The organism is Pseudomonas sp. 31-12 (genome assembly GCF_003151075.1).
Lineage (GTDB): Bacteria > Pseudomonadota > Gammaproteobacteria > Pseudomonadales > Pseudomonadaceae > Aquipseudomonas.
Genome location: NZ_CP029482.1, coordinates 5,011,963 through 5,036,124, shown reverse-complemented (window position 1 = coordinate 5,036,124; position 24,162 = coordinate 5,011,963). Strand labels below are relative to the sequence as shown.

Here is a 24,162-nt window from a genome sequence, read left to right as displayed (position 1 = left end):
GGCCCCCATTCCGGGAGCCTTGATGTTCAGGCGTACGGCTTACATATTCGGGTAAGTCGGGCCGCCGGCACCTTCCGGTGCCACCCACGTGATGTTCTGTGCAGGGTCCTTGATGTCGCAGGTCTTGCAGTGAACGCAGTTCTGGGCGTTGATCTGGAAGCGCTTCTCGCCGTCTTCCTTGGTCACCACTTCGTAGACGCCGGCCGGGCAGTAACGCTGGGCAGGTTCATCGTACAGCGGCAAGTTCTTGGCGATCGGAATGCTCGGGTCGGTCAGCTTCAGGTGGCACGGCTGTTCTTCTTCGTGGTTGGTACCGGAGATAAACACCGAGCTGAGTTTGTCGAAGCTGATCTTGCCGTCCGGTTTCGGGTAGTCGATCTTCTTGCAGTCGGCCGCGAGCTTGAGGCAGGCGTAGTCCGGCTTGTTGTCGTGCAAGGTGAACGGCAGTTTGCCGCCGAAGATGTTCTGGTCGAGCCAGTTGAAACCACCGCCGACGATGGCGCCGAACTTGTGGATCGCCGGGCCGAAGTTACGGCTGGCGAACAGTTCGTCGTAGAGCCAGCTCTTCTTGAACGCTTCTACGTAAGTGGTCAGCTCTTCGGTGCCGTCCTTCTCGGCGAACAGCGCCTCGGCCACGGATTCAGCGGCAAGCATGCCGGACTTCATCGCGGTGTGGCTGCCCTTGATCTTGGCGAAGTTCAGGGTGCCGAGGTCGCAACCGATCAGCGCGCCGCCCTTGAACACCATTTTCGGCAGCGAGTTCAGGCCGCCTTTGCAGATCGCACGTGCGCCGTAGCTGATGCGCTTGCCGCCTTCTAGGTACTGCTTGAGCACCGGGTGATGCTTGAGGCGCTGGAACTCGTCGAACGGCGACAGGTAGGTGTTGCTGTAGGAAAGATCGACGATCAGACCGACGACCACCTGATTGTTTTCCAGGTGATAGAGGAACGAGCCACCGGTGTTCTCGGTGCCCATGATGTCCATCGGCCAACCGGCGGTGTGGACCACCAGGCCTGGCTGGTGCTTGGCCGGATCGACTTCCCAGATTTCTTTCAGACCGATGCCGTAGTGCTGGGCGTCGGCTTCGCTGTCGAGGTTGAAGCGCTTGATCAACTGCTTGCCGATGTGGCCGCGGCAACCTTCGGCGAACAGCGTGTACTTGCCGCGCAGTTCCATGCCCGGGGTGTACAGGCCTTCTTTCGGATTGCCTTCGCGGTCAACACCCAGGTCGCCAGTGATGATCCCGCGAACCACGCCGTTCTCGTCGAACAGCGCCTCCTGAGCGGCGAAGCCCGGGTAGATTTCTACGCCGAGGTTTTCGGCCTGCTGAGCCAGCCAGCGGCACAGGTTGCCCAGGGAGATGATGTAGTTGCCATCGTTGTGCATGGTCTTGGGCACAAAGAAGTCAGGGATTTTTTGCGCGCTGTCGGCGTTTTTCAAAACGAAGATGTCGTCGCGGGTCACTGGCGTATTCAGCGGCGCGCCGAGTTCTTTCCAGTCCGGGAACAATTCGTTCAGGGCGCGGGGTTCAAAGATCGCACCGGACAGGATATGTGCACCGACCTCGGAGCCTTTTTCGACCACGCAGACGCTGATTTCCTTGCCGGCTTCAGCAGCCTTCTGCTTCAAGCGGCAGGCGGCGGAAAGACCCGCGGGGCCGGCACCGACGATGACCACGTCGAATTCCATGTATTCGCGTTCCACAGGCTATCTCCTACTCAAGGCTCAACAGTTTTTTTTCTAATTGGAGGTTTGGTGTCGCATCCATGAATTCCTGCGCAACGCGCGGAACAGGACAATCGATTGACCACCTTTCTCTCTGGGTGGCGCATTATATCTACACCACTCCTAGCGTCCAATACAAACGTTTGTTTGAATTGGCTCAAAGCCAGAGAAATCAAAGTCACGCGGCTTATGAACGGCTATTTTGCCGTATTGACCGGAATAGGCGTTCCGGTCAAGATACGGTCGGTTTTGCGCTCGCCGTAGGCTGACTGTTGGTATCAAGAGCACCTCTAAAGACAGGGCGATGGCAGTACAAGGTGATTGGCTGCGCAGGTTTGGCGCGCAGTTTACACGCCGCGATAATGAATGACTCGTCGGTCACCACTGACGAACGGTCATCCGCCTCGTGAGCAAGGTTCACCCGATACACCTGCCAGCGTTTTTAGAGGTGCCCTTGCGCCGATGAGCATCAAACCGCCAGGTTCGCCTAGGCGACTTTCTTTTCACCGGAGAGTAACGAGGAATCCATGAAGGTTCTTGTAGCTGTCAAACGCGTTGTGGATTACAACGTCAAGGTTCGCGTCAAGGCGGACAATTCCGGCGTCGACCTCGCCAACGTCAAGATGTCGATGAACCCGTTCTGCGAAATCGCAGTGGAAGAAGCCGTACGCCTGAAAGAGAAAGGTGTTGCGACTGAAATCGTCGTCGTCTCCATCGGCCCGTCCACCGCTCAAGAGCAACTGCGCACCGCGCTGGCTCTGGGTGCTGACCGCGCTATCCTCGTCGAATCCGCCGAAGATCTGACTTCCCTGGCCGTTGCCAAGCTGTTGAAAGCCGTTGTCGACAAGGAACAGCCTCAGCTGGTGATCCTCGGCAAACAAGCCATCGACAGCGACAACAACCAGACTGGCCAGATGCTCGCTGCATTGAGCGGCTACGGTCAGGGCACGTTCGCTTCGAAAGTCGAAGTGTCCGGCGACAGCGTTGCCGTGACCCGCGAAATCGACGGCGGCGCGCAGACGGTTTCCCTGAAACTGCCGGCCATCGTCACCACCGACCTGCGTTTGAACGAGCCGCGCTACGCGTCCCTGCCGAACATCATGAAAGCCAAGAAGAAGCCTCTCGAAGTGCTGACTCCGGACGCTTTGGGCGTTTCCACCGCCTCCACCAACAAGACCGTGAAAGTCGAAGCGCCTGCTGCACGCAGCGCGGGTATCAAGGTCAAGTCGGTGGCTGAACTGGTCGAGAAACTGAAAAACGAAGCGAAGGTAATCTAAATGACTATCTTGGTTATTGCTGAACACGACAACAAAGTAGTGGCCCCGGCCACACTGAACACCGTGGCTGCTGCTGCCAAAATCGGCGGTGACATCCACGTTCTGGTAGCTGGCCAGGGCGTTGGTGCCGTGGCTGAAGCTGCTGCGAAAATCGCTGGCGTGAGCAAAGTCCTGATCGCTGACAATGCCGCTTACGCGCATCAGTTGCCGGAAAACGTTGCACCGCTGGTTGCAGAGTTGGGCAAGGGTTACAGCCACATCCTGGCTGCCGCCACTTCCAACGGCAAAAACATCCTGCCGCGCGTTGCCGCGTCGCTGGACGTTGACCAGATCTCCGAGATCATCTCGGTCGAAAGCGCTGACACCTTCAAGCGCCCGATCTACGCCGGTAACGCGATCGCAACCGTTCAATCGAACGCTGCGGTCAAAGTGATCACCGTACGTGCTACCGGTTTCGACCCGGTTGCCGCTGAAGGTGGTTCCGCTGCTGTTGAAGCGGTGGCTGCTGCTCACGACGCTGGCACTTCGAGCTTTGTTGGTGAAGAACTGGCCAAGTCCGATCGTCCGGAACTGACCGCTGCCAAGATCGTCGTTTCCGGCGGCCGCGGCATGCAGAACGGTGACAACTTCAAACACCTGTACGCCTTGGCCGACAAGCTGGGCGCTGCCGTTGGTGCTTCCCGCGCCGCGGTCGACGCAGGTTTTGTACCCAACGACATGCAGGTCGGTCAGACCGGCAAGATCGTTGCTCCACAGCTGTACATCGCCGTCGGTATCTCCGGCGCGATCCAGCACCTGGCCGGCATGAAAGACTCCAAAGTGATCGTTGCGATCAACAAGGACGAAGAAGCGCCGATCTTCCAGGTGGCCGATTACGGCCTGGTGGCAGACCTGTTCGAAGCCATCCCCGAGTTCGAGAAGCTGGTCTAATCCAGTCGCTTGACTTATAAAGAGCCCGGCCTTTTGGTCGGGCTTTTTTTTGTTCCGGATTTGAGTGGGAGAGTGTTGCCATGGATCTGCGTCGCGTATGTGGCTGGTCATTACTGCTGGGGGTGGCGCTGTTACCGGCGCTGGCCGTGGCCGCAGGCAAGTGCGAGCGCCTGGTGGTGACCGGCAGCCCGGACGCGCCACCGTACCTGTGGCAAGACCCACAAAACCCCAAGCACTTGATCGGCGCCGGTGCTGATTTATTGCAGCACGTGGCGGGGGAGCTGGGTATCAAGGTCGAACTGCTTTACGCCGGCAAACGTGCCCAGGCGCTGGACGAAGTGCGCAGCGGGCGCATGGACATGCTGGCCGACGCGCCGTTGACGGTCGGCGAGTTGGAAAGCCTGGATTTCATCCACCCGCCGCTTCTGGAAAACGATTACCTGGTCTGGACCCGCAAAGACTCGGCATTGGTCTACGACCAGGCGCAAGATCTTCACGGTCATCCAGGTGCCGTGTCGGAAAAGTCCCGAATGACCCAGGCATTCGACACTTTCGCCGAGCAGCAATTGACCCTCGTGCGTACTCCGAACCTGACCCAGGCCTTTCAGAAATTGCTGTTGGGCGAGGTGGAATTTGTTCTCGCCGGACGCTACTCGGGCATGGCCGCCGCGCAAACCCTGAGCATGGCCAACGACCTGGTCGCTCGCCCGAACCCGATCGACAAACCCGGCCTGTTCCTCGCGGTTTCCCATAACTCCGCCTGCAACGATCCGTGGTTGCGCGGACAGCTGGCCAAAAAGATGACAGAATTGCCCGCGTCCGGACTGACGGAGGCCGTGCTGCAACGCAATATCGAACGCTGGAAAGCGCAGCAGCAACAGCAACCACCGCAACAACCCGTCAGTACCCCAAAACAGTAGGGATTTTTAGTGAGTATTCGACCTCTTTTCGCTGCCCTGGCCGTTCTGGCTCTGGCGGGTTGTGCAGCCGATCCGGCGCCGAATGAACAAATACGCCTGACCGAACAGGCGCTCGTACAAGCCAAAGCCGTGGGGGCCACTGTCGACGACGTGCCAGAGCTCAAACTGGCCGAAGACAAGTTTTCCCGTGCCCAAGGCGACATGACAGATCAGTCCTACAGGCATGCGCGCATGCGGGCCGAACAGGCCGAACTGGACGCGCGCCTGGCCGAAGCCAAGGTGCTGACTCTCAAGAGCGAGGAGCAACTGAACGTGCTCAATACCCGCATCACTCGCCTGCGCAAGCAACTGGGAGATGCCCAATGAGCCTCAAGTCCAAAGCACTCGGCGGTTTGATCCTGGCCGTTTGCGCGAGCCTTTACGGTTGCGCCGGCCAACACAGCGAGAGCGCATTGCAGCAGGCCGGAAGTGACTTCCAGAAGGTCAAGGAAGACTCCAACGTGCTGCGAATCGCGCCCAAGGACGTGATCCGTGCCGGTGAATCCCTGGCCCGCGCCGATCGTCTTTCCAGCTATTGGGGGAGCGGCTCGGACGTGGTGCATTACGCCTACCTGAGCCAGCGCTACAGCGAAATCGCCCGTGAGCACACCAATCAGGTGCTCAACGAAGAGCGCGCGGCGAAGCTCGAACTGGAACGTCAGCGCCTGCAACTGGCCCTGCGAGAGTCCAAGTTGCTCAGTGTGCAGCAGCAGGGCAAATGGCTCGAAGAACAGATCGTTGCCCTGGCCACCACGCAGACCGACCGTGGTCTGGTGATGACCCTGGGCGATGTGCTGTTCGACACCGGCGAGGCGGAGCTGAAGAATTCGGCGAACCGAGTGGTGCTGAAGATCGTGCAATTCTTGCAGCTCAATCCCAAGCGTGTGGTCCGCATCGAGGGCTACACCGACAGCACCGGCGGCAAACAGGACAACCTCAAGCTGTCCCGTGACCGTGCGCAATCGGTGGCGGACGTGCTGATGGACCTGGGTATCGACGATAAACGCATCAAGGTCGAAGGCTACGGCGATGAGTACCCGGTGGACGTGAACGCTTCCGAGCGTGGTCGCGCGCAGAACCGTCGGGTGGAAATTGTGTTCTCCGACGAAAAAGGCCAGCTCGGCGCCGCCCGCTAAGGGCTGCGTTTCTGGAAAACCCGGCCTGCCCGACAGCGCCGGGTTTTTTTGCGCCTGCCAAATGCCTCTCAAAACAGTACAGTTTTTGCTGACACTGCACTGTACGGTCGACTATTGTGGCAACTGTCCCAGTACACTTCTAAACTGTTCCGGTATTGTTTCACACAAGAATAAAATGCCCGTGAAATCGAGTGCTGCGTCATGACCAATCTTTTGCTCTACCAACGTATTGCTCAGCAACTGGCCGAAGACATCCGCCGTGGTGTCTATCAACCGGGGGAACGCGTGCCTTCGGTGCGCAAGATGAGCTCGCAGCTCAACGTCAGCCATGCGACCGTTTTGCAGGCTTACGCCAATCTCGAGGATCAGGGGCTGATCCGCGCCCGGCCGCAGTCGGGCTATTACGTGCACCAGACACCAGCCCTGACAGCGCCAACGCCGGACATCGCCCGGGTCGAGCGGCCCGGTCTGGTCACTCGCAGCAGCATCATTCAGCAAGTGCTGGTCGAATCCCGTCGCGAGGGGGTTTTTCCCTTGGGCGCGGCAGTGCCGAGCGTCGATTATTTGCCGGTCCGCGCTTTGCACCAGCAATTGGCCAAAGTCACCCGTTTCCATAGCCCGCGTGCCTTCAGTTACATGTTCAGCCCCGGTTTTGAACCGTTGCGCCGGCAGGTGGCGATCCGCATGCGTGATGCCGGCGTGGTGGTTGATCCTTCCGAAGTGGTGATCACCCACGGCTGCGTCGATGCGTTGCAGATGTCACTGCGCGTACTGACCCGGCCGGGCGACCTGATCGCCGCCGAGTCACCGACTTATTATGGTTTGTTGCAACTGGCCGACCTGCTGGGCCTCAAAGTCATCGAGATCCCGAGCGACCCGGCGACCGGCATGAGCCTCGAAGCCCTGCAACTGGCGGCCAACCAGTGGTCGATCAAGGCGCTGGTGCTGACCACGCGTCTGAGTAATCCACTGGGCGGCACCATGCCCGAAGAGCGGCAGAAGCAACTGCTGCGCCTGGCCTCGGATTTCGATATCCAGATCGTTGAAGACGATATCTACGGCGAGTTGATGTTCGAGCAAGGTCGGACCAAATCGCTCAAGGCCTACGACCGGCTGGATCGAGTGATCTATTGCTCGAGCTTCTCCAAGACCCTGTCACCGGGCGTGCGGATTGGCTGGATGATCGCCGGCAAATATCAGCAAGAGATTCAGCGTTTGCAGACGTTCAGCACGCATTCGGCGTGCAGCGTCACGCAAATGGGCATCGCCGCGTACCTTGAGAATGGCGGTTACGACCGTCACTTGCGCTACATCCGTCAGGAATACCGCAAGAACCTCAGCGCCTTCCAGCTGGCGGTGCAGCAGTACTTTCCGGAAGGCACGCAAATGACCCGACCCACGGGCGGCTTCATTCTGTGGGTCAGCCTGCCAGGACGGGTCAACACTCAGGAGCTGCATGTGCGTGCGTTGCAGCAGGGCATCAGCATCGCACCGGGGCTGATTTTCAGTAACACCGAGCAGTTCAATCACTGCATTCGCCTGAACTGTGGCACGCCCTGGAATCGTGAAGCCGAGCGGGCATTGATGACGTTGGGGATGTTGGCCACGCAGCTTTGCCAGGAGACGGCCAGCGGTTTCTGACAAGAACGCCGGTCGTTTCGTACACGTGCTTGTCATGTTGCGTACAACAGGCGAGCATATGGCCCTCTGTCGTTAGCGTCGTTGGTTCCATGAAACCGATTTTTCCTGCCGTCTGCCTATCGATCTGTCTCTTCATGACCGTTCATGCCCAAGGCGTCATGGCGGCTTCGACCCAGGAAAAACCGGCAGCCAGCGCAACCTCGAAAAAACCGGCGACCGTCAAGAAAGCTGCTGCGGTGAAAAAGAACGCCGCCCCGGTCAAAAAGAAACCGGCAGCGCTGAAAAAACGACCGCCGATTGCCTCCAAGTCCAAATCGGCCCGTGAAGTGGCGAAGACCCAACTCCCGTCCGCCGATCTGGACTTGAGCCTGCCTAAAGACATGGTCGAAGAGCTGAAACCGGTCGGGACGGTCCCATTGCCGCGACGCGACGCCGTGTTGCCGCAAATGTTCGGTGACAAGAACAGTCAGTTTCAGCTCAACGGCCGGCTGCTCAGCAACGAAATGCAGTTGCAACTGCGCAATGAGGAACGTCGGGACGTCGAAGGCGCAGCGCTGGATTTCGAGTTCAAGCAGTAAATCTGCTCTGATTCGTGACCCGCGACCCAGACGCTTTGTCGGAGACTGGTCAGTCACATTCGTTTGAGCGCAAAAACCCCGGTCCAGGTAATTTTAAACAACTGTTTTAGCGGTTACTCTGTGCGCCGTCCATTAACACATCACCCGTCGCGAGGAGCTTGTCGTCATGAAATGCCGTGAAGGCTGTGGCGCCTGTTGCATTGCCCCTTCCATCAGTTCACCGATTCCCGGAATGCCTAATGGCAAAGCCGCTGGCGAACGTTGCGTACAACTGTCTGTCGATAACCTGTGCAGCATTTTCGGCGATCCGAAACGTCCTGCCGTGTGTTCGGCGTTTGAAGCCGACGTCGAAGTCTGCGGAAGCAGCAGCGACGAAGCGATCAAGCTGCTCGGATGGTGGGAGCAAATGACGGCTGCATGATGTGTTCTACGAACGGAACTTCAACAATAAGGAGTAAGACTATGGGTTCGCTGCATCGTATGGCTGTGCTGTGTGGTTTGACAGTGTTGCTGACCACCACGGCCGCCCAGGCCGAGGACTGGAAAGTCGCCAAGAATCAAGACGGCATCAAGGTGTCCCTGAGTGAAGTGGCCGGTTCCGACTACAAGGCCTACCAGGGCGTGACCCTGATGAAGACCACCATGGCCAAATTGCGCGCGCTGCAGGAAGACGTCTCTGGCGCCTGCGCCTGGATTCACGAGTGCAAGGCCCAGAAGCTGCTCAAGCACGAAGGCGATCAGAGCTGGACCTACAGCCAATTCAATACCCCATGGCCGGTGACCCCGCGTGATTCGGTGCTGCATATCACCACCACCGAAGGCGCCGACGGCAGCCTGACCCGCAAACTCGAAGGCGTGCCGAAGTACATTCCTGAGGAAAAGGGCTTCGTCCGTGTCACCAAAATTGACGGTTTCTGGAAGTTCGTCCCCAAGGGTGACCAGATTGAAGTGACCTATCAGGTGCACACCGAGCCAGGCGGCAGCATCCCGTCGATGGTCGCCAACAAGTTCGTGGTTGATGCACCGTTCAACACGCTGAAGGCCCTGAAGGAACGCGCCGAGAAATAAGCACGCGTTGTTTCATCAAACGCCCCGACCTTTCGGGGCGTTTGTTTTTGCGGTTATTTTGTTTCCGGATATACGTTGCACGAAATTTTCACAAGGCCTCCAAGACAATTCGCCCGCGTCAGCATTGCGGGCACTAATTCATGGCAATGCTGCGGGTGATCGTGCAACATTTGCGCACCGCGCAAGCCCCGGGGTCGAGAACTGGCCAACAGAGGGCAGGGCGCCGCTTCACTTTTGAAACTTCAACTTCCAATGGGTCCTAAAACGACATGGCAAACCCGGACGCCCTGAGTCAGCAGCGAGCTTCTAGTCGCCTGCTGCAACCGACCGTCAAATCGCATCTGGCCTACACGCTGCTGTGTGCCTTGGTCATGATGGTCATGTTCAGCCTGCTGCGCGTCGCGCTGCTGGTCTATAACCGCGAAATGATCCTCGATACACCGGCCTCGACCTTTTTCGAGGCCTTCGCCAATGGCCTGCGTTTCGACCTGCGCCTGGTGGTCTACCTCAGCATTCCGCTGATTCTGGCGCTGTTCAGCTCCCGGGCCATGGCCGCTCGCGGGTTCTTCCGTTTCTGGCTGACCATAGCCTCGAGCATCGCGCTGTTCCTCGGCCTGATGGAGATGGATTTCTATCGCGAGTTCCACCAGCGCCTTAACGGCCTGGTCTTCCAGTACGTGAAGGAAGACCCGAAAACCGTGATGAGCATGCTCTGGTACGGTTTTCCTGTGGTTCGCTACCTGCTGGCCTGGGCTTTCGGCACGTTGATCCTGACCCTGGCGTTCAAGGGCGCCGACCGGGCGACCCGTCCTCGTGGTCCGTTCAGCGGCGGCAGCATCGGCACGCGTCAGGTTGCCCCGTGGTATGCACGAGGCGTCGTATTCGTGGTTTGCCTGCTGGTCTGCGTGGTCGCGGCTCGTGGCACCCTGCGTCAAGGCCCGCCATTGCGTTGGGGTGACGTCTACACCACCGACTCGAACTTCGCCAACCAGTTGGGCCTCAACGGCACGCTGTCGCTGATCGCGGCGGCCAAGAGCCGGATGTCCGAAGACCGCGACAACATCTGGAAAGCCACACTGGATCAGCCAGTGGCTCAGCAGACCGTCCGCGATATGTTGCTGACACCGAGCGACAAACTGGTGGATGGCGAAACCGCGGCCGTGCGTCGTAACTACTCCCCGGCGGCTGACAAAACCCTGCCGATCAAGAACGTGGTTGTGATCCTGATGGAAAGCTTCGCCGGTCATTCGGTGGGCGCCTTGGGTCGTCCGGGTAACGTCACGCCGTACTTCGACAAGCTGGCGAAAGAAGGCCTGCTGTTCGACCGCTTCTTCTCCAACGGCACTCACACCCACCAGGGCATGTTCGCCACCATGGCCTGCTTCCCGAACCTGCCGGGTTTCGAATACCTGATGCAGACCCCGGAAGGCAGCCACAAACTGTCTGGCCTGCCGCAGTTGCTCAGCGCCCGTGACTATGACGATGTGTACGTCTACAACGGCGATTTCGCTTGGGACAATCAGTCGGGCTTTTTCAGCAACCAGGGCATGACCAACTTCATCGGACGTAACGACTTCGTTAACCCGGTGTTCTCCGACCCAACCTGGGGTGTGTCCGACCAGGACATGTTCAACCGTGGTCTGGAAGAGTTGAAAGCTCGCGATGGCAAAGACAAAAAACCGTTCTATGCCTTGCTGCAAACCCTGTCCAACCACACGCCGTACGCCTTGCCGACGCCTTTGCCGGTCGAGCGCGTGACTGACCGTGGCAGCCTCAACGAACATTTGACCGCCATGCGCTACTCCGACTGGGCGCTGGGTCAATTCTTCGAGCAGGCGCGTAAAGAGCCGTACTTCAAGGAAACCCTGTTCGTAGTGGTCGGCGACCACGGTTTTGGCAACGAGCAGCAGATCACCGAAATGGACCTGGGCCGCTTCAACGTACCGATGCTGCTGATCGGGCCGGGCGTGCAGGACAAGTTCGGCCAGGTTGACCACACCGTGGGCACACAGATCGATATCGTGCCGACCATCATGGGTCGCATCGGCGGCGACGTGATTCACCAGTGCTGGGGTCGTGACTTGCTGAATTTGCCGGAAGGCGACAAGGGCTTTGGCGTGATCAAGCCTTCGGGCAGCGATCAGACCGTCGCGTTGCTGACGGCGGATCGCGTGCTGGTGCTGCCGAAAGAAATGCCGCCCAAGCTGTATCAGTACGAATTGGGCGCCAATTCGAAAGGCGAAGTGATTCCGGCGTCGGCTGACGAAGCGGCCCTCAAGCAGAAACTCGAGTCGTTCATCCAGACAGCCACCAAGAGCCTGATCGACAACACCGCCGGTGTCGTTGACGGCAAGCCGGACTAGTTTTCGGCGCAATAAAAAGAGGCCCTTCGAGGGCCTCTTTTTTTGCCTGTTAAAACTTTATATCTTGCCAAGTAACAGCAGAATCAACAGCACCACCAACACCACGCCGATGATACCCGACGGGCCATAACCCCAACTTCTTGAGTGTGGAAAGACCGGCAAACCACCTACCAGCAGGAGAATCAGAATTACGATAAGAATTGTGCCCATGTCTATTTCCTTGTTGGAAGTGTTCTGGAATGACTTTAGCTTTTAACTGTCAGCTGGACTGCAATAAACCCGAGCTGCTTACAAAATCCGACTGTTGCGGGTGTCGGAAAATTCCAAGTTTTTTTAATGTTTTTCGAAGAAAGCCTTATTTCGTTTTTGGCGGCGTTAGTTGATTCACACCCTCCAGCGGTTTGCTCGGACCATTCAGCAATCTGATGGAGCGTGGGTCGCGCAATGTCCTTCGCTACACTCAGGGCATCTTCCCCGGAACAACAAGGCTGTTTGCTATGCAAAATCGCATGATGATCACTGGCGCGGGCTCAGGCCTGGGTCGCGAAATCGCGCTGCGCTGGGCGCGTGAAGGCTGGCAGCTGGCCTTGTCGGATGTCAGCGAGCCCGGTTTGCAAGAAACCCTGAAACAGGTTCGTGAAGTGGGCGGCGACGGTTTTATCCAGCGTTGCGATGTGCGTGATTACAGCCAGCTGACGGCCTTCGCCCAGGCCTGTGAAGAGAAACTGGGTGGCATCGATGTCATCGTCAACAACGCCGGCGTGGCGTCGGGCGGGTTCTTCAGTGAACTGTCCCTGGAAGACTGGGACTGGCAGATCGCGATCAACCTGATGGGCGTGGTCAAGGGCTGCAAGGCCTTCCTGCCGCTGCTGGAAAAAAGCAAAGGCAAGATCATCAACATCGCTTCGATGGCGGCCCTGATGAAAGGCCCGGCCATGAGCAATTACAACGTGGCCAAGGCCGGCGTGGTGGCATTGTCCGAAAGCCTGCTGGTCGAACTGGCGCAACAGGAAGTGGGCGTGCACGTGGTTTGCCCGTCGTTCTTCCAGACCAACTTGCTGGACTCCTTCCGTGGCCCGACCCCGGCCATGAAAGCCCAGGTCGGCAAATTGCTGGAAAGTTCGCCGATCACCGCGACCGACATTGCCGATTACATCTACGAGCACGTCGCCGCCGGTGAATTCATGATCCTGCCACACGAACAGGGCCGTATGGCCTGGGCTCTAAAGCAGAAAAACCCGCAATTGCTCTACAACGAAATGACCACCATGGCCGACAAAATGCGCGCCAAGGCCAAACAAAACGCAGGCTGAACTTGCCCATGCGCAACACCGTCGTTAGGGTGGCCGCAACCGGCCATTCTCACGAGACGTCTGCATGCTCAATTACTTGTGGTTTTTCCTCGCGGCGCTGTTCGAAATCGGCGGCTGCTTCGCGTTCTGGATGTGGCTGCGCCAAGGTAAAAGCATTTGGTGGGTGATGCCGGCACTGCTCAGCCTGACGTTATTCGCGCTGCTACTGACCCGTGTCGAGGCGACTTACGCCGGTCGCGCCTATGCCGCCTATGGCGGCATTTATATCGTCGCCTCGATCGGCTGGCTGGCGGTGGTCGAGCGGATTCGTCCCCTGGGGTCGGACTGGTTGGGCGTGGCACTGTGCGTGATCGGGGCCAGCGTCATTCTATTCGGCCCGCGTTTCTCCGCTTCTTGAAGCGACATCAAAGGATTTGTAAGACGCTTCCGTAAGGGGGGATGGTCCTGTGCTGTAGGGCAAGACTGAATTGCCGTCGTTGCATTGAAGAGCGGCGGTGCGACGGGCATCTTCAAGGGCCGGTAACCCTGAAGGATGAATGCCATGCTTGTACTCAGTCGCGTTGTGGGCGAGATGATTTCCATCGGTGACAACATTTCAGTGCGCATCATCGCTGTCAACGGAGGCAGTGTGCGCTTCGGTGTCGAAGCGCCACAGAACGTCAATGTGCATCGGGCCGAGGTCTACGAGCGCATCCAGATCAAACTGGCCAAAACCAAAGGACGCTGAGCGCCTCAGTCGAACAGGTGCTTGGGCACATCGTGCTTGAGCATCAACTGGCATTGCTCGCTGTCTGGATCGAAAACAATCAGCGCCTGACCCTTGGTCAAAGCCTGGCGAACGCGCAGAACACGGGTTTCCAACGGCGTGTCGTCACCGTTGTCCGTACCGTCGCGGGTCACGAAATCCTCGATCAGGCGGGTGAGGGTGTCGACTTCAAGTTGGTCGTAGGGAATCAGCATAGGCACCTCGGCTAAACAATGGCGCGATGCTACGGCGAATGATCGGTTGCGGCTAGCCCGGAGCTCATGTGTTGCCTGATCAACCGCCATCGCGGGCAAGCCACGCTCCCACAGTTTTTGTATTGATCACTATGTCCAGATTGACGCAAAACCTGTGGGAGCGAGCTTGCTCGCAATGGCGGTTGATCAGGCGACGAAAATGCCGGATCAGCTGTCTGTTCGCTGCCCCACCAGACTATCCACCGACGGCACCCGCGTATCGCTTTCCATCTGCGTGTCATGCTCGATCTGATGACTGAACCGGTCCAGCGAACCCTTCGCCGGCTGAGCATCACTGGCAAATACCGGCGGGCTCAGAATGTAGGCACCGAGCAGGCGACTCAGCGCAGCCAGGCTGTCGATGTGCGTACGTTCATAACCGTGAGTCGCGTCGCAACCGAACGCGAGCAGGGCGGTGCGGATGTCGTGCCCGGCGGTGACCGCCGAATGCGCATCGCTGAAGTAATAGCGAAACAGGTCGCGGCGCACTGGCAACTCGTTCTCACTGGCCAATCTGAGCAAGTGCCGCGACAGGTGATAGTCGTAAGGCCCGCCGGAATCCTGCATCGCTACGCTTACCGCGTGTTCGCTGGAATGCTGGCCGGGCGCGACCGGCGCGATGTCGATGCCGACGAATTCGCTGACGTCCCAGGGCAAGGCCGCCGCCGCGCCGCTGCCGGTTTCCTCGGTGATGGTGAACAGTGGGTGACAGTCGATCATCAACTCCTCACCGCTGTCGATGATCGCTTTCATCGCCGCCAACAGCGCCGCAACGCCGGCCTTGTCATCGAGGTGACGAGCGCTGATATGGCCGCTTTCAGTGAACTCCGGCAACGGGTCGAAGGCGACGAAATCGCCCACGCTGATCCCCAGGGAATCGCAGTCGGCGCGGGTGGCGCAGTAAGCGTCCAGACGCAATTCGACGTGATCCCAGCTGATCGGCATTTCATCCACGGCGGTGTTGAACGCGTGCCCGGACGCCATCAGAGGCAGCACGCTGCCGCGAATCACCCCGTTGTCGGTGAACAGGCTGACGCGGCTGCCCTCGGCAAAACGGCTGGACCAGCAACCGACGGGGGCGAGGGTCAGGCGGCCGTTGTCTTTCACGGCGCGAACGGCGGCGCCGATGGTGTCGAGGTGAGCGGAAACGGCACGGTCCGGGCTGTTTTTCTTGCCCTTGAGCGTGGCGCGGATCGTGCCGCGCCGGGTCATTTCGAAGGGAATACCCAGCTCTTCCAAGCGTTCGGCGACGTAACGCACGATGGTGTCGGTAAACCCGGTCGGGCTGGGAATGGCGAGCATTTCCAGCAGGACTTTTTGCAGGTAGTTGAGGTCTGGTTCGGGGATTTTGCTGGTCATGGAAACTCCTGATGAGTTGAGCGCATCGATGGTTTCGATGAGGAAGAATTTTTGTTGCCTGTCAGGCCGCCATCGCTAGCAGGCTAGCTCCCACAGTTGGAATGCGGTCAAATGTGGGAGCTAGCCTGCTAGCGATGGCGTCTGCCCAGACGACACATGACTAGGAAACAGCCGGCTGACTATGCGGAAACAACAAGTCCACAAAACGCTCGGCCGTCGGCTGAGGTTCATGGTTGGCCAGCCCGGCGCGTTCGTTGGCTTCGATAAACACATACTCCGGTTGATCCGCGGCAGGCACCATCAGGTCGAGCCCGACCATGGGAATATCCAGCGCCCGCGCAGCCCGTACGGCGGCATCAACCAGGGTCGGATGCAAGATCGCCGTGACATCCTCCAGAACGCCACCGGTATGAAGGTTCGCCGTGCGCCGTACGAACAGATGCTCACCGGCCGGCAAAATACTGTTGTAGTCATAACCCGCCGCCTGAAGCGTGCGTTCGGTCTCATGGTCCAGCGGGATTTTGCTTTCGCCGCTGGTGGCGGCCTGCCGACGTCGGCTTTGCGCTTCGATCAGTGCGCCGATGGAATGCTGACCATCGCCCACCACTTCGGCGGGGCGACGGATCGCCGCGGCGACCACCTCGAAACCGATCACCACAATCCGCAGATCGAGACCCTCGTGAAAGCTTTCCAGCAGCACGCGACTGTCGAACTGGCGAGCGGCTTCGATGGCTTGCTGGACCTCTTCGATCGTCCGCAAATCCACCGCAACGCCTTGGCCCTGTTCTCCATCCAGTGGCTTGACCACCACCCGCTCGTGCTCGTCGAGAAACGCCAGATTGTCATCAGCGTTGCCGGCCAGTTGCTGCGAGGGCAGGTTCAGACCAGCGGCTTTGAGCACTTTGTGCGTCAGGCTTTTGTCTTGGCACAGGCTCATGCTGATGGCGCTGGTCAGGTCGCTCAGGGATTCGCGGCAACGCACCCGGCGTCCACCATGGCTGAGGGTGAACATCCCGGCGTCGGCGTCATCGACGTGCACATCAATCCCGCGTCGATGGGCTTCCTCGACAATGATCCGCGCATACGGGTTGAAATCGGCTTCCGGGCCGGGGCCAAGGAACAGCGGCTGATTGATGCCGTTTTTGCGCTTGATGGCAAAGGTCGACAGGTTGCGAAAGCCGAGCTTGGCGTAAAGACTTTTCGCCTGCCGGTTGTCGTGCAACACCGACAGGTCGAGGTAACTCAGCCCTCGGCTCATGAAGTGCTCGATCAAATGCCGCACCAGCACTTCACCGACGCCGGGTCGGGAGCAGTGCGGATCGACGGCCAGGCACCACAGGCTGCTGCCGTTCTCCGGGTCGTTGAACGCCTTGTGATGGTTGAGGCCCATGACGCTGCCGATGACGGCGCCGCTGTCTTCATCTTCCGCCAGCCAATACACCGGGCCGCCCTGATGTCGCGGCGTCAGCAGATTCGCATCGATCGGCAACATGCCGCGCGCCTGATACAGCTGATTGATTGCCTGCCAGTCCGTCTCGCTTTGGGCCCGGCGAATACGAAAGCCGCGAAACACCCGGGTCGACTGACGGTAATCGCTGAACCACAGGCGCAAGGTGTCGGAGGGGTCAAGAAACAGCTGCGCCGGTTCCAGCCCCAGCACTTGCTGGGGCGCAGCGACGTATAAGGCGATGTCGCGTTCACCGGTCTGCTCGTTGAGCAGCTCCTGGGCCAGGCTCGCCGCATCCGGAAAGGTATGACCGATCAGCAACCGGCCCCAGCCGCAATGCACGGCAATCGGCGCGGCGCCCAGTTCACTGCCGTCTTCGGCCAGCCGCGCCTGCAAGCGTTCGTACGAGGGCGCCTGACCGCGCAACAAGCGTTGGCTATACGCCGTGGCGTGAGGTTTCATCGATCAGATTCCTTGTTCACTGAGCCACAGGTTCAGGGCCGCCAATTGCCACAGCTTGGAGCCGCGCAACGGGGTCAACTGGCCTTGCGGATCGGTCAGCAGGCGGTCGAGCATGGCCGGGTTGAACAGGCCGCGATCCTGGCTTGGATCGAGCAGCAGTTCGCGCACCCAGTTCAGCGTATCGCCTTGCAAATGCTTCAGGCCCGGCACCGGAAAGTAACCTTTCTTACGGTCGATCACTTCACTCGGAATCACCAGTCGCGCGGCTTCTTTCAACACTTGCTTGCCGCCATCCGGCAGTTTGAATTTGCCCGGGACCCGGGCTGACAATTCCACCAGGCGATAGTCGAGAAACGGCGTACGCGCTTCCAGGCCCCAGGCCATGGTCATGTTGTCGACGCGTTTGACCGGGTCGTCCACCAACATGATCGTGCTGTCCAGACGCAGGGCTTTGTCCACCGCCGCATCGGCGCCGGGCTGTGCGAAATGTTCCTTCACGAAGTCACCGGCGGCGTCATTGGCCGTCAGCCATTTCGGTTGCACGGTGGCGGCGTAATCCTCGTAGCTGCGGTCGAAAAATGCATCGCGATAGGCCGCGTACGGATCGGCAGCGCCATCGACTTGCGGATACCAGTGATAACCGGCAAACAACTCATCCGCGCCCTGGCCGCTCTGCACCACTTTGCAATGTTTGGCCACTTCCCTGGACAGCAGATAAAAGGCGATGCAGTCATGGCTGACCATCGGCTCGCTCATGGCGCGGAACGCTGCGGGCAGTTGCTCGATGATCTCACTCTCATTGATGCGCAATTGATGGTGCTGGGTGTTGTAGTGCTTGGCGATCAAGTCCGAATACTGGAACTCGTCGCCCCGTTCGCCGCCGGCATCCTGGAAACCGATGGAGAAGGTCGACAGGTTTTCCACGCCGACTTCACGCAACAAGCCCACGAGCATGCTCGAATCGACACCGCCCGAAAGCAGCACGCCGACGTCCACGGCTGCACGTTGACGAATCGCCACCGCGTCGCGGGTGCTGTCGAGTACACGGTCACGCCAGTCTTCGAGCGTCAGATTCATCTCGTCGGCGTGTGGGCCGTAGGGCAGGGTCCACCATGTTTTCTGTTCGGTGGTGCCATCCGCTTCTACGCGCATCCAGGTCGCGGGCGGCAGTTTTTCAATGCCGGCCAGCAGGGTGCGCGGAGCGGGAACCACCGCATGGAAATTCAGGTAGTGATTGAGCGCCACCGGATCGAGGATCGGGTTGATGTCGCCGCCCTTGAGCAGCGCTGGCAACGCCGAGGCAAAACGCAGGCGCTGGCCGGTGCGCGACAGGTACAGCGGCTTCACGCCGAGACGGTCACGGGCGATGAACAGGCGCTTGGCGTCGCGCTCCCAAATGGCGAAGGCGAACATGCCATTGAGTTTCGGCAGCAGCGCTTCGCCCCAGGCGTGGTAGCCCTTGAGCAGCACTTCGGTGTCGCCACCGGAATAGAAGGCATAACCGAGGTTTTCAAGCTCGGTGCGCAGCTCCGGGAAGTTGTAGATCGCGCCGTTGAAGGCCAGGGACAAGCCCAATTGGTTGTCGACCATCGGCTGCGCCGAGCCGTCCGACAAGTCCATGATTTTCAGGCGACGGTGGCCCAGGGCAATTGGCCCCTGGCTGTGAAAGCCCCACGCGTCAGGGCCGCGAGGCGCCAAGTGATGGGTGATTCGTTCAACGGCTGCAAGGTCCGCAGGTTGTTGATCAAAGCGTAACTCGCCAGCTAATCCGCACATAAAGTCCTTACCGGTTTTTCCGTTGGGGAGGGTCAATCGGTACGCGCCAAAACGGCGGGTACTCAGAAACTGACTCCGCACGGTAATAGGAGTTTTAGAACGATAAGTTATAAGCTGGGGTTGCCGGACAAATGGCGGGTGCAGCACAGGTGTGCGTTGCAAGGGCGGTAATTATTGATGTGATGCATACGAGTAGCTGCTTGGAAACAAGGCGATTCGACCCAGTATTCGAATTATCAATTGCCTGTTGCACTTCATAGACTGAGCATCTCTTACCGCAATAAGGATATTGCTCATGTCAGCCACACCCTCAAAAGCCGCTACGGCGGCCGTGCCAATAACACCCGCGCAACGTCTTGAGGCGCTGCTGGAGCACACCGCAGATCTGGACAAGGCGCAAGTGCTGCAAGCGTCTATTCCTGAATGGTTGGCTACTGCAGATCTGACCGTGGTGCAAGCTTTGAGAGCCGCGTTCGAGCAATCCTTCGTCGTTCAAGGCAAGGCCACAGCGGCGCTTGAGGCGCTCAAGCCGTTGGACGAGTTTTGCAAAGGGCAACTGACCGATCTCCTCAAGCGCAGATGGACAATCGATTTCGACGTCGAGCGGGACACGCTGGAGGTCACCCATATAAGGTACGTGTCGACAGGACTGCTGCCGATCGGCTATCAGAATCAAACACACACACCCTCACGCAACCTGCTGCACATGGCCATGGAAAACTTCACCCAGGAAGAAACCCTGAGCCAGGGTGTTTTCAAGGACTCATCGATACACATCAACAAGATTTCTAAGCCAAGCCCGGAAATAACCCCTGCGAAATTCGCTGCACTGTGCCGCGATCTCGACCTCGGTGCCCGCTATCAGCGCCATGTCAGCGACGCGTTGGGATTGCCGGCCAGGCCCGAAAAAGGTTTGCCTGTCGATGATCGTGCCTCCACTGCCGATATCCGGCGGTTGAAGGTGCTGGACATGCAAGTCGCCCTTCACATGGCCTACCTGAAAAAGGACATCACCCACGCGGCTTATACGATGCTGCTGAGTGTGGTCGAACAGGATGTCCCGGCGGCGCAAACCAGCGACGCATCGTTTGATGGCGGGCCGGTGCTTTGGCAGGGTTTGACGATTCATGACGCCTGCATCTGCGGGGTGCTGGTCTTTACCAGGGTATCCATCGATACCGAGTCTAAGGCCCGATGCGTGGTTTACATGCCGAATGAACCCCGGCGACCCGTGTATGAATACGCCTCGCTGGAGGACTTCAAGGTCTATCTCACGCTCAAATTGCAAAGTACAAGCTACAGGAAGTTTTTCGTCGGGCAGTACCTGTACGGTCACGATAAAACCGGTTTTTTTGCCCAATTCGACAAAAACAGGACATTAGGCACCCTCGTTGCCGCTCCCGCCGATACGTGCCTCGCCGATTTTTTCTTCGGTTCATTCGTCAGCAAGACCCAGCAAGATGCGCGAATTCTGGCGATCCCGACCGAAGATGTCGATGAGCAGCAACGGGAAAAAACCATTCAGATGTTGCAGGATGGAGGCCTTCTGCTGTTGAACGCGGCCGCTTTTTTCGTACCCGTGATCGGCCAATTGATGCTGGTGACGGCCGTGGTCGACATCGTCAGCGAGGTGTACGAAGGTGTGGCTGACTGGACGCGCGGTGAACGAACCAAGGCGTTGACGCACTTGCTGAATGTTGTCGAAAACGTCGCACAAATGGCGGCGTTTGCGGCGGGCAGCAAAATCATCTCGCAAGCCGTCAGCAGAGGCGTGAAAGAACAGGCGGCATTCTTCGACGGTTTCGAGGCGGTGAATCGCCCTGATGGCAAAGCAAGACTATGGAGGACCGACCTCGAACCTTACAAACAATCCACCACACTGGCTGGCGACGTGCAGCCAGATTCGCAAGGGTTGTACCGGCATGCCGGGCAGACTTCGATCGTCATGGACGGGGCTCGCTATCAAGTCACCCGCAATGCTGAGGGGGCGGCCTGGACCATCAAGCATCCCTTACGCAATGACGCATTTCAGCCTGCCGTCGAACGAAACGTTGAGGGTGGCTGGCGGCATGTCTATGAATACGCGCACGAGTGGCGCGACGGTGCTTATTCATTGGTACGCACGGATCAACGGTTGAGCGAGCTCGGCAGTGACCTTGACGCGATTGCCGAAATCACCGGCATGACGCCTGACAAGTTGCACCATTTGCATGAACGCAATTTCAAGTTACCGCAGCGTCTGAATGACTGTGTCGAGCGCTTCAAGATAGACCAGCGCATCACCAGGATGGTCACAGCGATGGAGCGGGCAGAGACCGCGAACACAGCGTTTGTCCAGGAGCAACTGCATACCTTGCCCAGGTTGCAAGGCTGGCCGGCAGAGCGCTTCATTGAAGTGAGCGACGACGAAAACCTGGTCGTGTCCCGCTTCCCCGAGACCGCCCCGCACGATGATGATGGCGTCAACAGCGTGCCCATCAGCCAGGCGCAACTGGATGCGGGACAACTGCTCGATACCGTCATCGATGGGCTTTACCCAAGTGAAGTCGAAGGCATCATCGGTCGCACGACAACGGGCTCGAAAGCGTCGCTGTTGGCCGAGGAGATCGCGACAAGCCTCAGGAGCAATCGGCAGCCGCTCTATGAATGGCTCTATACATCCTATGACGGCACGGCTTCCGGTGACGTTGCGACACTGCGCGAACACGCCACTGATCTTCCCACTCGCATGTGTCAGGAGTTGCTTGAAAACGCCTCTGGCAGAGATCGCAGCTTTCTGCATGACCGCAAGATCCCCGGCGTGGATCTCGCCCGGCAGGTCAGCGAGGCACAGTCAGCAATACGGCAGGACCGGGCACTCATGGGGTTGCACCGTCCGCTACTGGCCAGTGCCGACACCGACAAACTGGCGCTCGGGCTGATGAATCGGGTGCGAGGCTGGGACGACGGCTATCGACTTGAAGTACGACAGGGCTCAGTGACCGGTACCTTGCTGGACAGTGTGGGCGAAACTGACGCGCCGACGCGCGGGGTCATCGTCAAGAAGACCGCTGGCTATCAGGTCACCCACAACAACGGCAATGAGTCCTCCACCGTGACGAGCGACACGCTGCTTGAGTCGATACTTGACGTATTGCCTGCCACCCAACGCAACCGCATGGGTTTCACGAACAACGAATCATTGGATATCCCCACACTGCGCTCACGGCTGCTGAGGGTTGCCATCGGCGATCCGGCGCTGACCGGGCGGGTGCTACGGGGGGAACACAGCGAGACGCCGAAATACCTTTCTGCCTGTGTCCAGGCAGATCCTCCCATTACGAACCCTTATGCAAGGGGCCTGATTCGTAAAGTCAAAAAACTCTATCCGCTGTTCACGGATGCCCAGGTTTCGTCGTTTCTCGATGATGCCGGAAATACCCAAATGGAGCGGGTGAATCGAATAAGGGAACTGGAGCAACAACTGAAGAAACTACGCGGCGTGCTGCACACCTGGCGTGACGATGAAGTGCAAATGAAGACGGTGCCGGGCCAACTCAACGATATCCGTGTGAGTCGTCGTCAGGTGGCCAATACCATCGAAAACTGCTGGCGTCGGATCTCGCATCCGCGTTGGCCTCAAGATCAGCCCGTTACAGCGCTCACACTGGAGCGCAGCCCGGTGGGCCCGTTGCCGACACTGACAGAACAGGATGTCGCACATGTGCGCAGCCTTTCAATCAAGGATATGCAGGCCGGAGACGAGCTGGTGTATTTCCTCAAACCGTTCAAAGGGCTGGTCACGCTGGAACTGGAGCGCAATCAACTCACACGATTGCCTGAGGTGTTGTCGCATATGCCCAGGCTCGAGCACTTGCGGTTGGACGGTAATCAGATACAGCTGACCGAGCACACATTGCGCAAACTGGCGGACATGCGCAATCTGCGCACGCTGGGGCTCAGCGGCAATCGTTTGGGGGCCACAATCGATGTCAGCAAAATGCTTGATCTGCAAACGCTGCTGTTGCGCGATACTCATGCAACCGAACTGCCTGTCGGTCTTTACCGTCCGCCGTATCTTGAGTTGGTGGACCTGAAAGGTAACCAGATTCGCGAGTTGCCAGATTGGTTGTTCCAGGCCCCTCGACGATTCGCGCGAACGATGAATCTAACGAATAACCCTGTCTCCGAGGCGAGTCTGACCAAGCTGAAGGCTTACCGTGACAATATGGGCACTGGCATGGGCCTGCTGGAAGATGAAACCGCGGTGCTCACTGAGCTAAGGGCTCGAGACCTGTGGATGCCCACTCCGCTCGAAGGCAACTATGCCAGTCGTAACCGTGCATGGTTGGCACTGAAGAACGAACCCGATTCGAAAGAGTTCTTTGAATTGCTGGCAGCCGTCGGAGACACGGCGGATAGCCGCTTTGTGCGCGAGGACATGACCCGGCGGGTCTGGGACGTCATTCAGGCGGCTGAGAGGGATTCTGAGTTGCGCGCTCGATTGCTGACGATGGCGGTAAAAGGCAATTGCGATGATGCCGCAGCGACGATTTTCGGAAATCTTGAGGTAGCAGTCGAGCTTGATACGTTGGTTCGGCAGGCGGGGAATTCCCATGATGAGGCCGCCCGGTTATTAAGTCTGGCGCGTCGCCTGTTCCGCCAGGATTATCTTGCGAAGCTCGCTGAAGAACATGTTGTAAATGCCAAAATCAAGCTTGATCCGGTGGAAGTCGAACTGGCCTACCGCACCGGTCTGGCTGAAAAACTCAATCTTGTCGGCCAGCCCAGGCATATGCGCTATGCAGCGCTTGGAGGCGTGACGCCGGGAAACCTGAATACGGCAATCAACAAGGTCTTAGCCGCGGAGCTTTCGCATGAATTGCTCGATGACCTGAGTAGCCGATCGTTCTGGGTCGAATTTTTGCGACAACGTCATCAAAAGCAATTCACCGACCTGGTTGCGCCTTTCCACGTGCGGATGGCGACGGCCTTTGAAAGCCAGGCAACGCTTGGCGTGCAATACCGCTCAGTGGTCGATGGCATCGCCGATGAGCTGAATAAGGCCGAGACCGATTTGTTGAAGCGTCTCACCGAGGCGGCCATGAAGGCTGACGAAGCAAGGACTTGCTTTGCACTGGATTGAACGC

At 58.6% G+C, this 24,162-nt stretch carries 20 protein-coding genes; 14 read left to right on the top strand and 6 right to left on the bottom strand.

Annotated elements, in window-relative coordinates; genetic code table 11:
- Positions 1-39: 39 nt before the first annotated feature.
- Positions 40-1,704, bottom strand: coding sequence for an electron transfer flavoprotein-ubiquinone oxidoreductase (locus DJ564_RS23725; RefSeq protein WP_109633791.1), 1,665 nt, complete (start codon positions 1,702-1,704; stop codon positions 40-42).
- Positions 1,705-2,252: 548 nt separating this feature from the next.
- Here DJ564_RS23725 and DJ564_RS23720 point away from each other — a divergent pair.
- The 10 genes from DJ564_RS23720 to DJ564_RS23675 all read left to right on the top strand — a co-directional run bounded on the left by DJ564_RS23720 (position 2,253) and on the right by DJ564_RS23675 (position 11,677).
- Entirely contained in the window at positions 2,253-3,002 is a 750-nt protein-coding gene (locus DJ564_RS23720; RefSeq protein ID WP_007942046.1) for an electron transfer flavoprotein subunit beta/FixA family protein, read from the top strand.
- A complete protein-coding gene (locus DJ564_RS23715; RefSeq protein WP_109633789.1) occupies positions 3,003-3,932 on the top strand; it encodes an electron transfer flavoprotein subunit alpha/FixB family protein in 930 nt (309 codons plus the stop codon).
- An 80-nt stretch (positions 3,933-4,012) separates the two neighbouring features.
- The gene (locus tag DJ564_RS23710) at positions 4,013-4,852 is read left to right on the top strand and encodes an ABC transporter substrate-binding protein (protein WP_109633788.1); all 840 of its coding nucleotides are present in this window, start codon (positions 4,013-4,015) and stop codon (positions 4,850-4,852) included.
- Between the two features lie 9 nt (positions 4,853-4,861).
- Positions 4,862-5,218 (top strand): DUF4398 domain-containing protein, encoded by a 357-nt coding sequence (locus DJ564_RS23705; protein WP_109633786.1) that lies wholly within the window; start codon positions 4,862-4,864, stop codon positions 5,216-5,218.
- The gene (locus tag DJ564_RS23700) at positions 5,215-6,027 is read left to right on the top strand and encodes an OmpA family protein (protein ID WP_109633784.1); all 813 of its coding nucleotides are present in this window, start codon (positions 5,215-5,217) and stop codon (positions 6,025-6,027) included. The genes DJ564_RS23705 and DJ564_RS23700 overlap by 4 nt, the downstream gene beginning before the upstream one ends.
- A gap of 201 nt (positions 6,028-6,228) precedes the next feature.
- Complete coding sequence (locus DJ564_RS23695; RefSeq protein WP_109633782.1) at positions 6,229-7,668, top strand: PLP-dependent aminotransferase family protein; 1,440 nt, start codon at positions 6,229-6,231, stop codon at positions 7,666-7,668.
- A gap of 89 nt (positions 7,669-7,757) precedes the next feature.
- Positions 7,758-8,246: a translation initiation factor 2 gene (locus DJ564_RS23690; RefSeq protein WP_109633780.1), complete on the top strand. Its 489-nt coding sequence runs from the start codon at positions 7,758-7,760 to the stop codon at positions 8,244-8,246.
- 166 nt (positions 8,247-8,412) lie between these two features.
- Positions 8,413-8,667 (top strand): YkgJ family cysteine cluster protein, encoded by a 255-nt coding sequence (locus DJ564_RS23685; RefSeq protein ID WP_109633779.1) that lies wholly within the window; start codon positions 8,413-8,415, stop codon positions 8,665-8,667.
- A 41-nt stretch (positions 8,668-8,708) separates the two neighbouring features.
- Positions 8,709-9,314: an START domain-containing protein gene (locus tag DJ564_RS23680; protein ID WP_109633777.1), complete on the top strand. Its 606-nt coding sequence runs from the start codon at positions 8,709-8,711 to the stop codon at positions 9,312-9,314.
- 269 nt (positions 9,315-9,583) lie between these two features.
- Complete coding sequence (locus tag DJ564_RS23675) at positions 9,584-11,677, top strand: LTA synthase family protein (RefSeq protein ID WP_109633776.1); 2,094 nt, start codon at positions 9,584-9,586, stop codon at positions 11,675-11,677.
- Positions 11,678-11,734: 57 nt separating this feature from the next.
- Here DJ564_RS23675 and DJ564_RS23670 read toward each other — a convergent pair whose 3' ends face one another.
- Positions 11,735-11,893: a DUF3309 family protein gene (locus tag DJ564_RS23670; RefSeq protein WP_169858239.1), complete on the bottom strand. Its 159-nt coding sequence runs from the start codon at positions 11,891-11,893 to the stop codon at positions 11,735-11,737.
- Positions 11,894-12,174: 281 nt separating this feature from the next.
- Between DJ564_RS23670 and DJ564_RS23665 the strand changes: the two genes are divergently transcribed.
- From DJ564_RS23665 to csrA, 3 genes are all read left to right on the top strand, one after another.
- Complete coding sequence (locus tag DJ564_RS23665; RefSeq protein WP_109633774.1) at positions 12,175-12,990, top strand: SDR family oxidoreductase; 816 nt, start codon at positions 12,175-12,177, stop codon at positions 12,988-12,990.
- Positions 12,991-13,054: 64 nt separating this feature from the next.
- Positions 13,055-13,387 carry a YnfA family protein gene (locus tag DJ564_RS23660; protein ID WP_109633773.1) on the top strand — a complete coding sequence of 111 codons (333 nt, stop codon included), beginning with the start codon at positions 13,055-13,057 and terminating at the stop codon, positions 13,385-13,387.
- Between the two features lie 144 nt (positions 13,388-13,531).
- Positions 13,532-13,717: a carbon storage regulator CsrA gene (csrA, locus tag DJ564_RS23655; protein ID WP_109633771.1), complete on the top strand. Its 186-nt coding sequence runs from the start codon at positions 13,532-13,534 to the stop codon at positions 13,715-13,717.
- 5 nt (positions 13,718-13,722) lie between these two features.
- On the opposite strand, the gene DJ564_RS23650 is transcribed toward csrA, so the two are convergent.
- The 4 genes from DJ564_RS23650 to DJ564_RS23635 form a co-directional block, all read right to left on the bottom strand.
- Entirely contained in the window at positions 13,723-13,950 is a 228-nt protein-coding gene (locus DJ564_RS23650; RefSeq protein ID WP_010461751.1) for a YheU family protein, read from the bottom strand.
- 207 nt (positions 13,951-14,157) lie between these two features.
- Positions 14,158-15,348 (bottom strand): osmoprotectant NAGGN system M42 family peptidase, encoded by a 1,191-nt coding sequence (locus tag DJ564_RS23645; RefSeq protein WP_109633769.1) that lies wholly within the window; start codon positions 15,346-15,348, stop codon positions 14,158-14,160.
- Between the two features lie 160 nt (positions 15,349-15,508).
- A complete protein-coding gene (ngg, locus tag DJ564_RS23640) occupies positions 15,509-17,257 on the bottom strand; it encodes an N-acetylglutaminylglutamine synthetase (RefSeq protein WP_109633767.1) in 1,749 nt (582 codons plus the stop codon).
- Positions 17,258-17,260: 3 nt separating this feature from the next.
- The gene (locus DJ564_RS23635) at positions 17,261-19,033 is read right to left on the bottom strand and encodes an N-acetylglutaminylglutamine amidotransferase (RefSeq protein ID WP_109633766.1); all 1,773 of its coding nucleotides are present in this window, start codon (positions 19,031-19,033) and stop codon (positions 17,261-17,263) included.
- A 295-nt stretch (positions 19,034-19,328) separates the two neighbouring features.
- On the opposite strand from DJ564_RS23635, the gene DJ564_RS23630 reads away from it, so the two are divergent.
- Entirely contained in the window at positions 19,329-24,158 is a 4,830-nt protein-coding gene (locus tag DJ564_RS23630; RefSeq protein ID WP_109633764.1) for an NEL-type E3 ubiquitin ligase domain-containing protein, read from the top strand.
- Positions 24,159-24,162 lie beyond the last annotated feature (4 nt).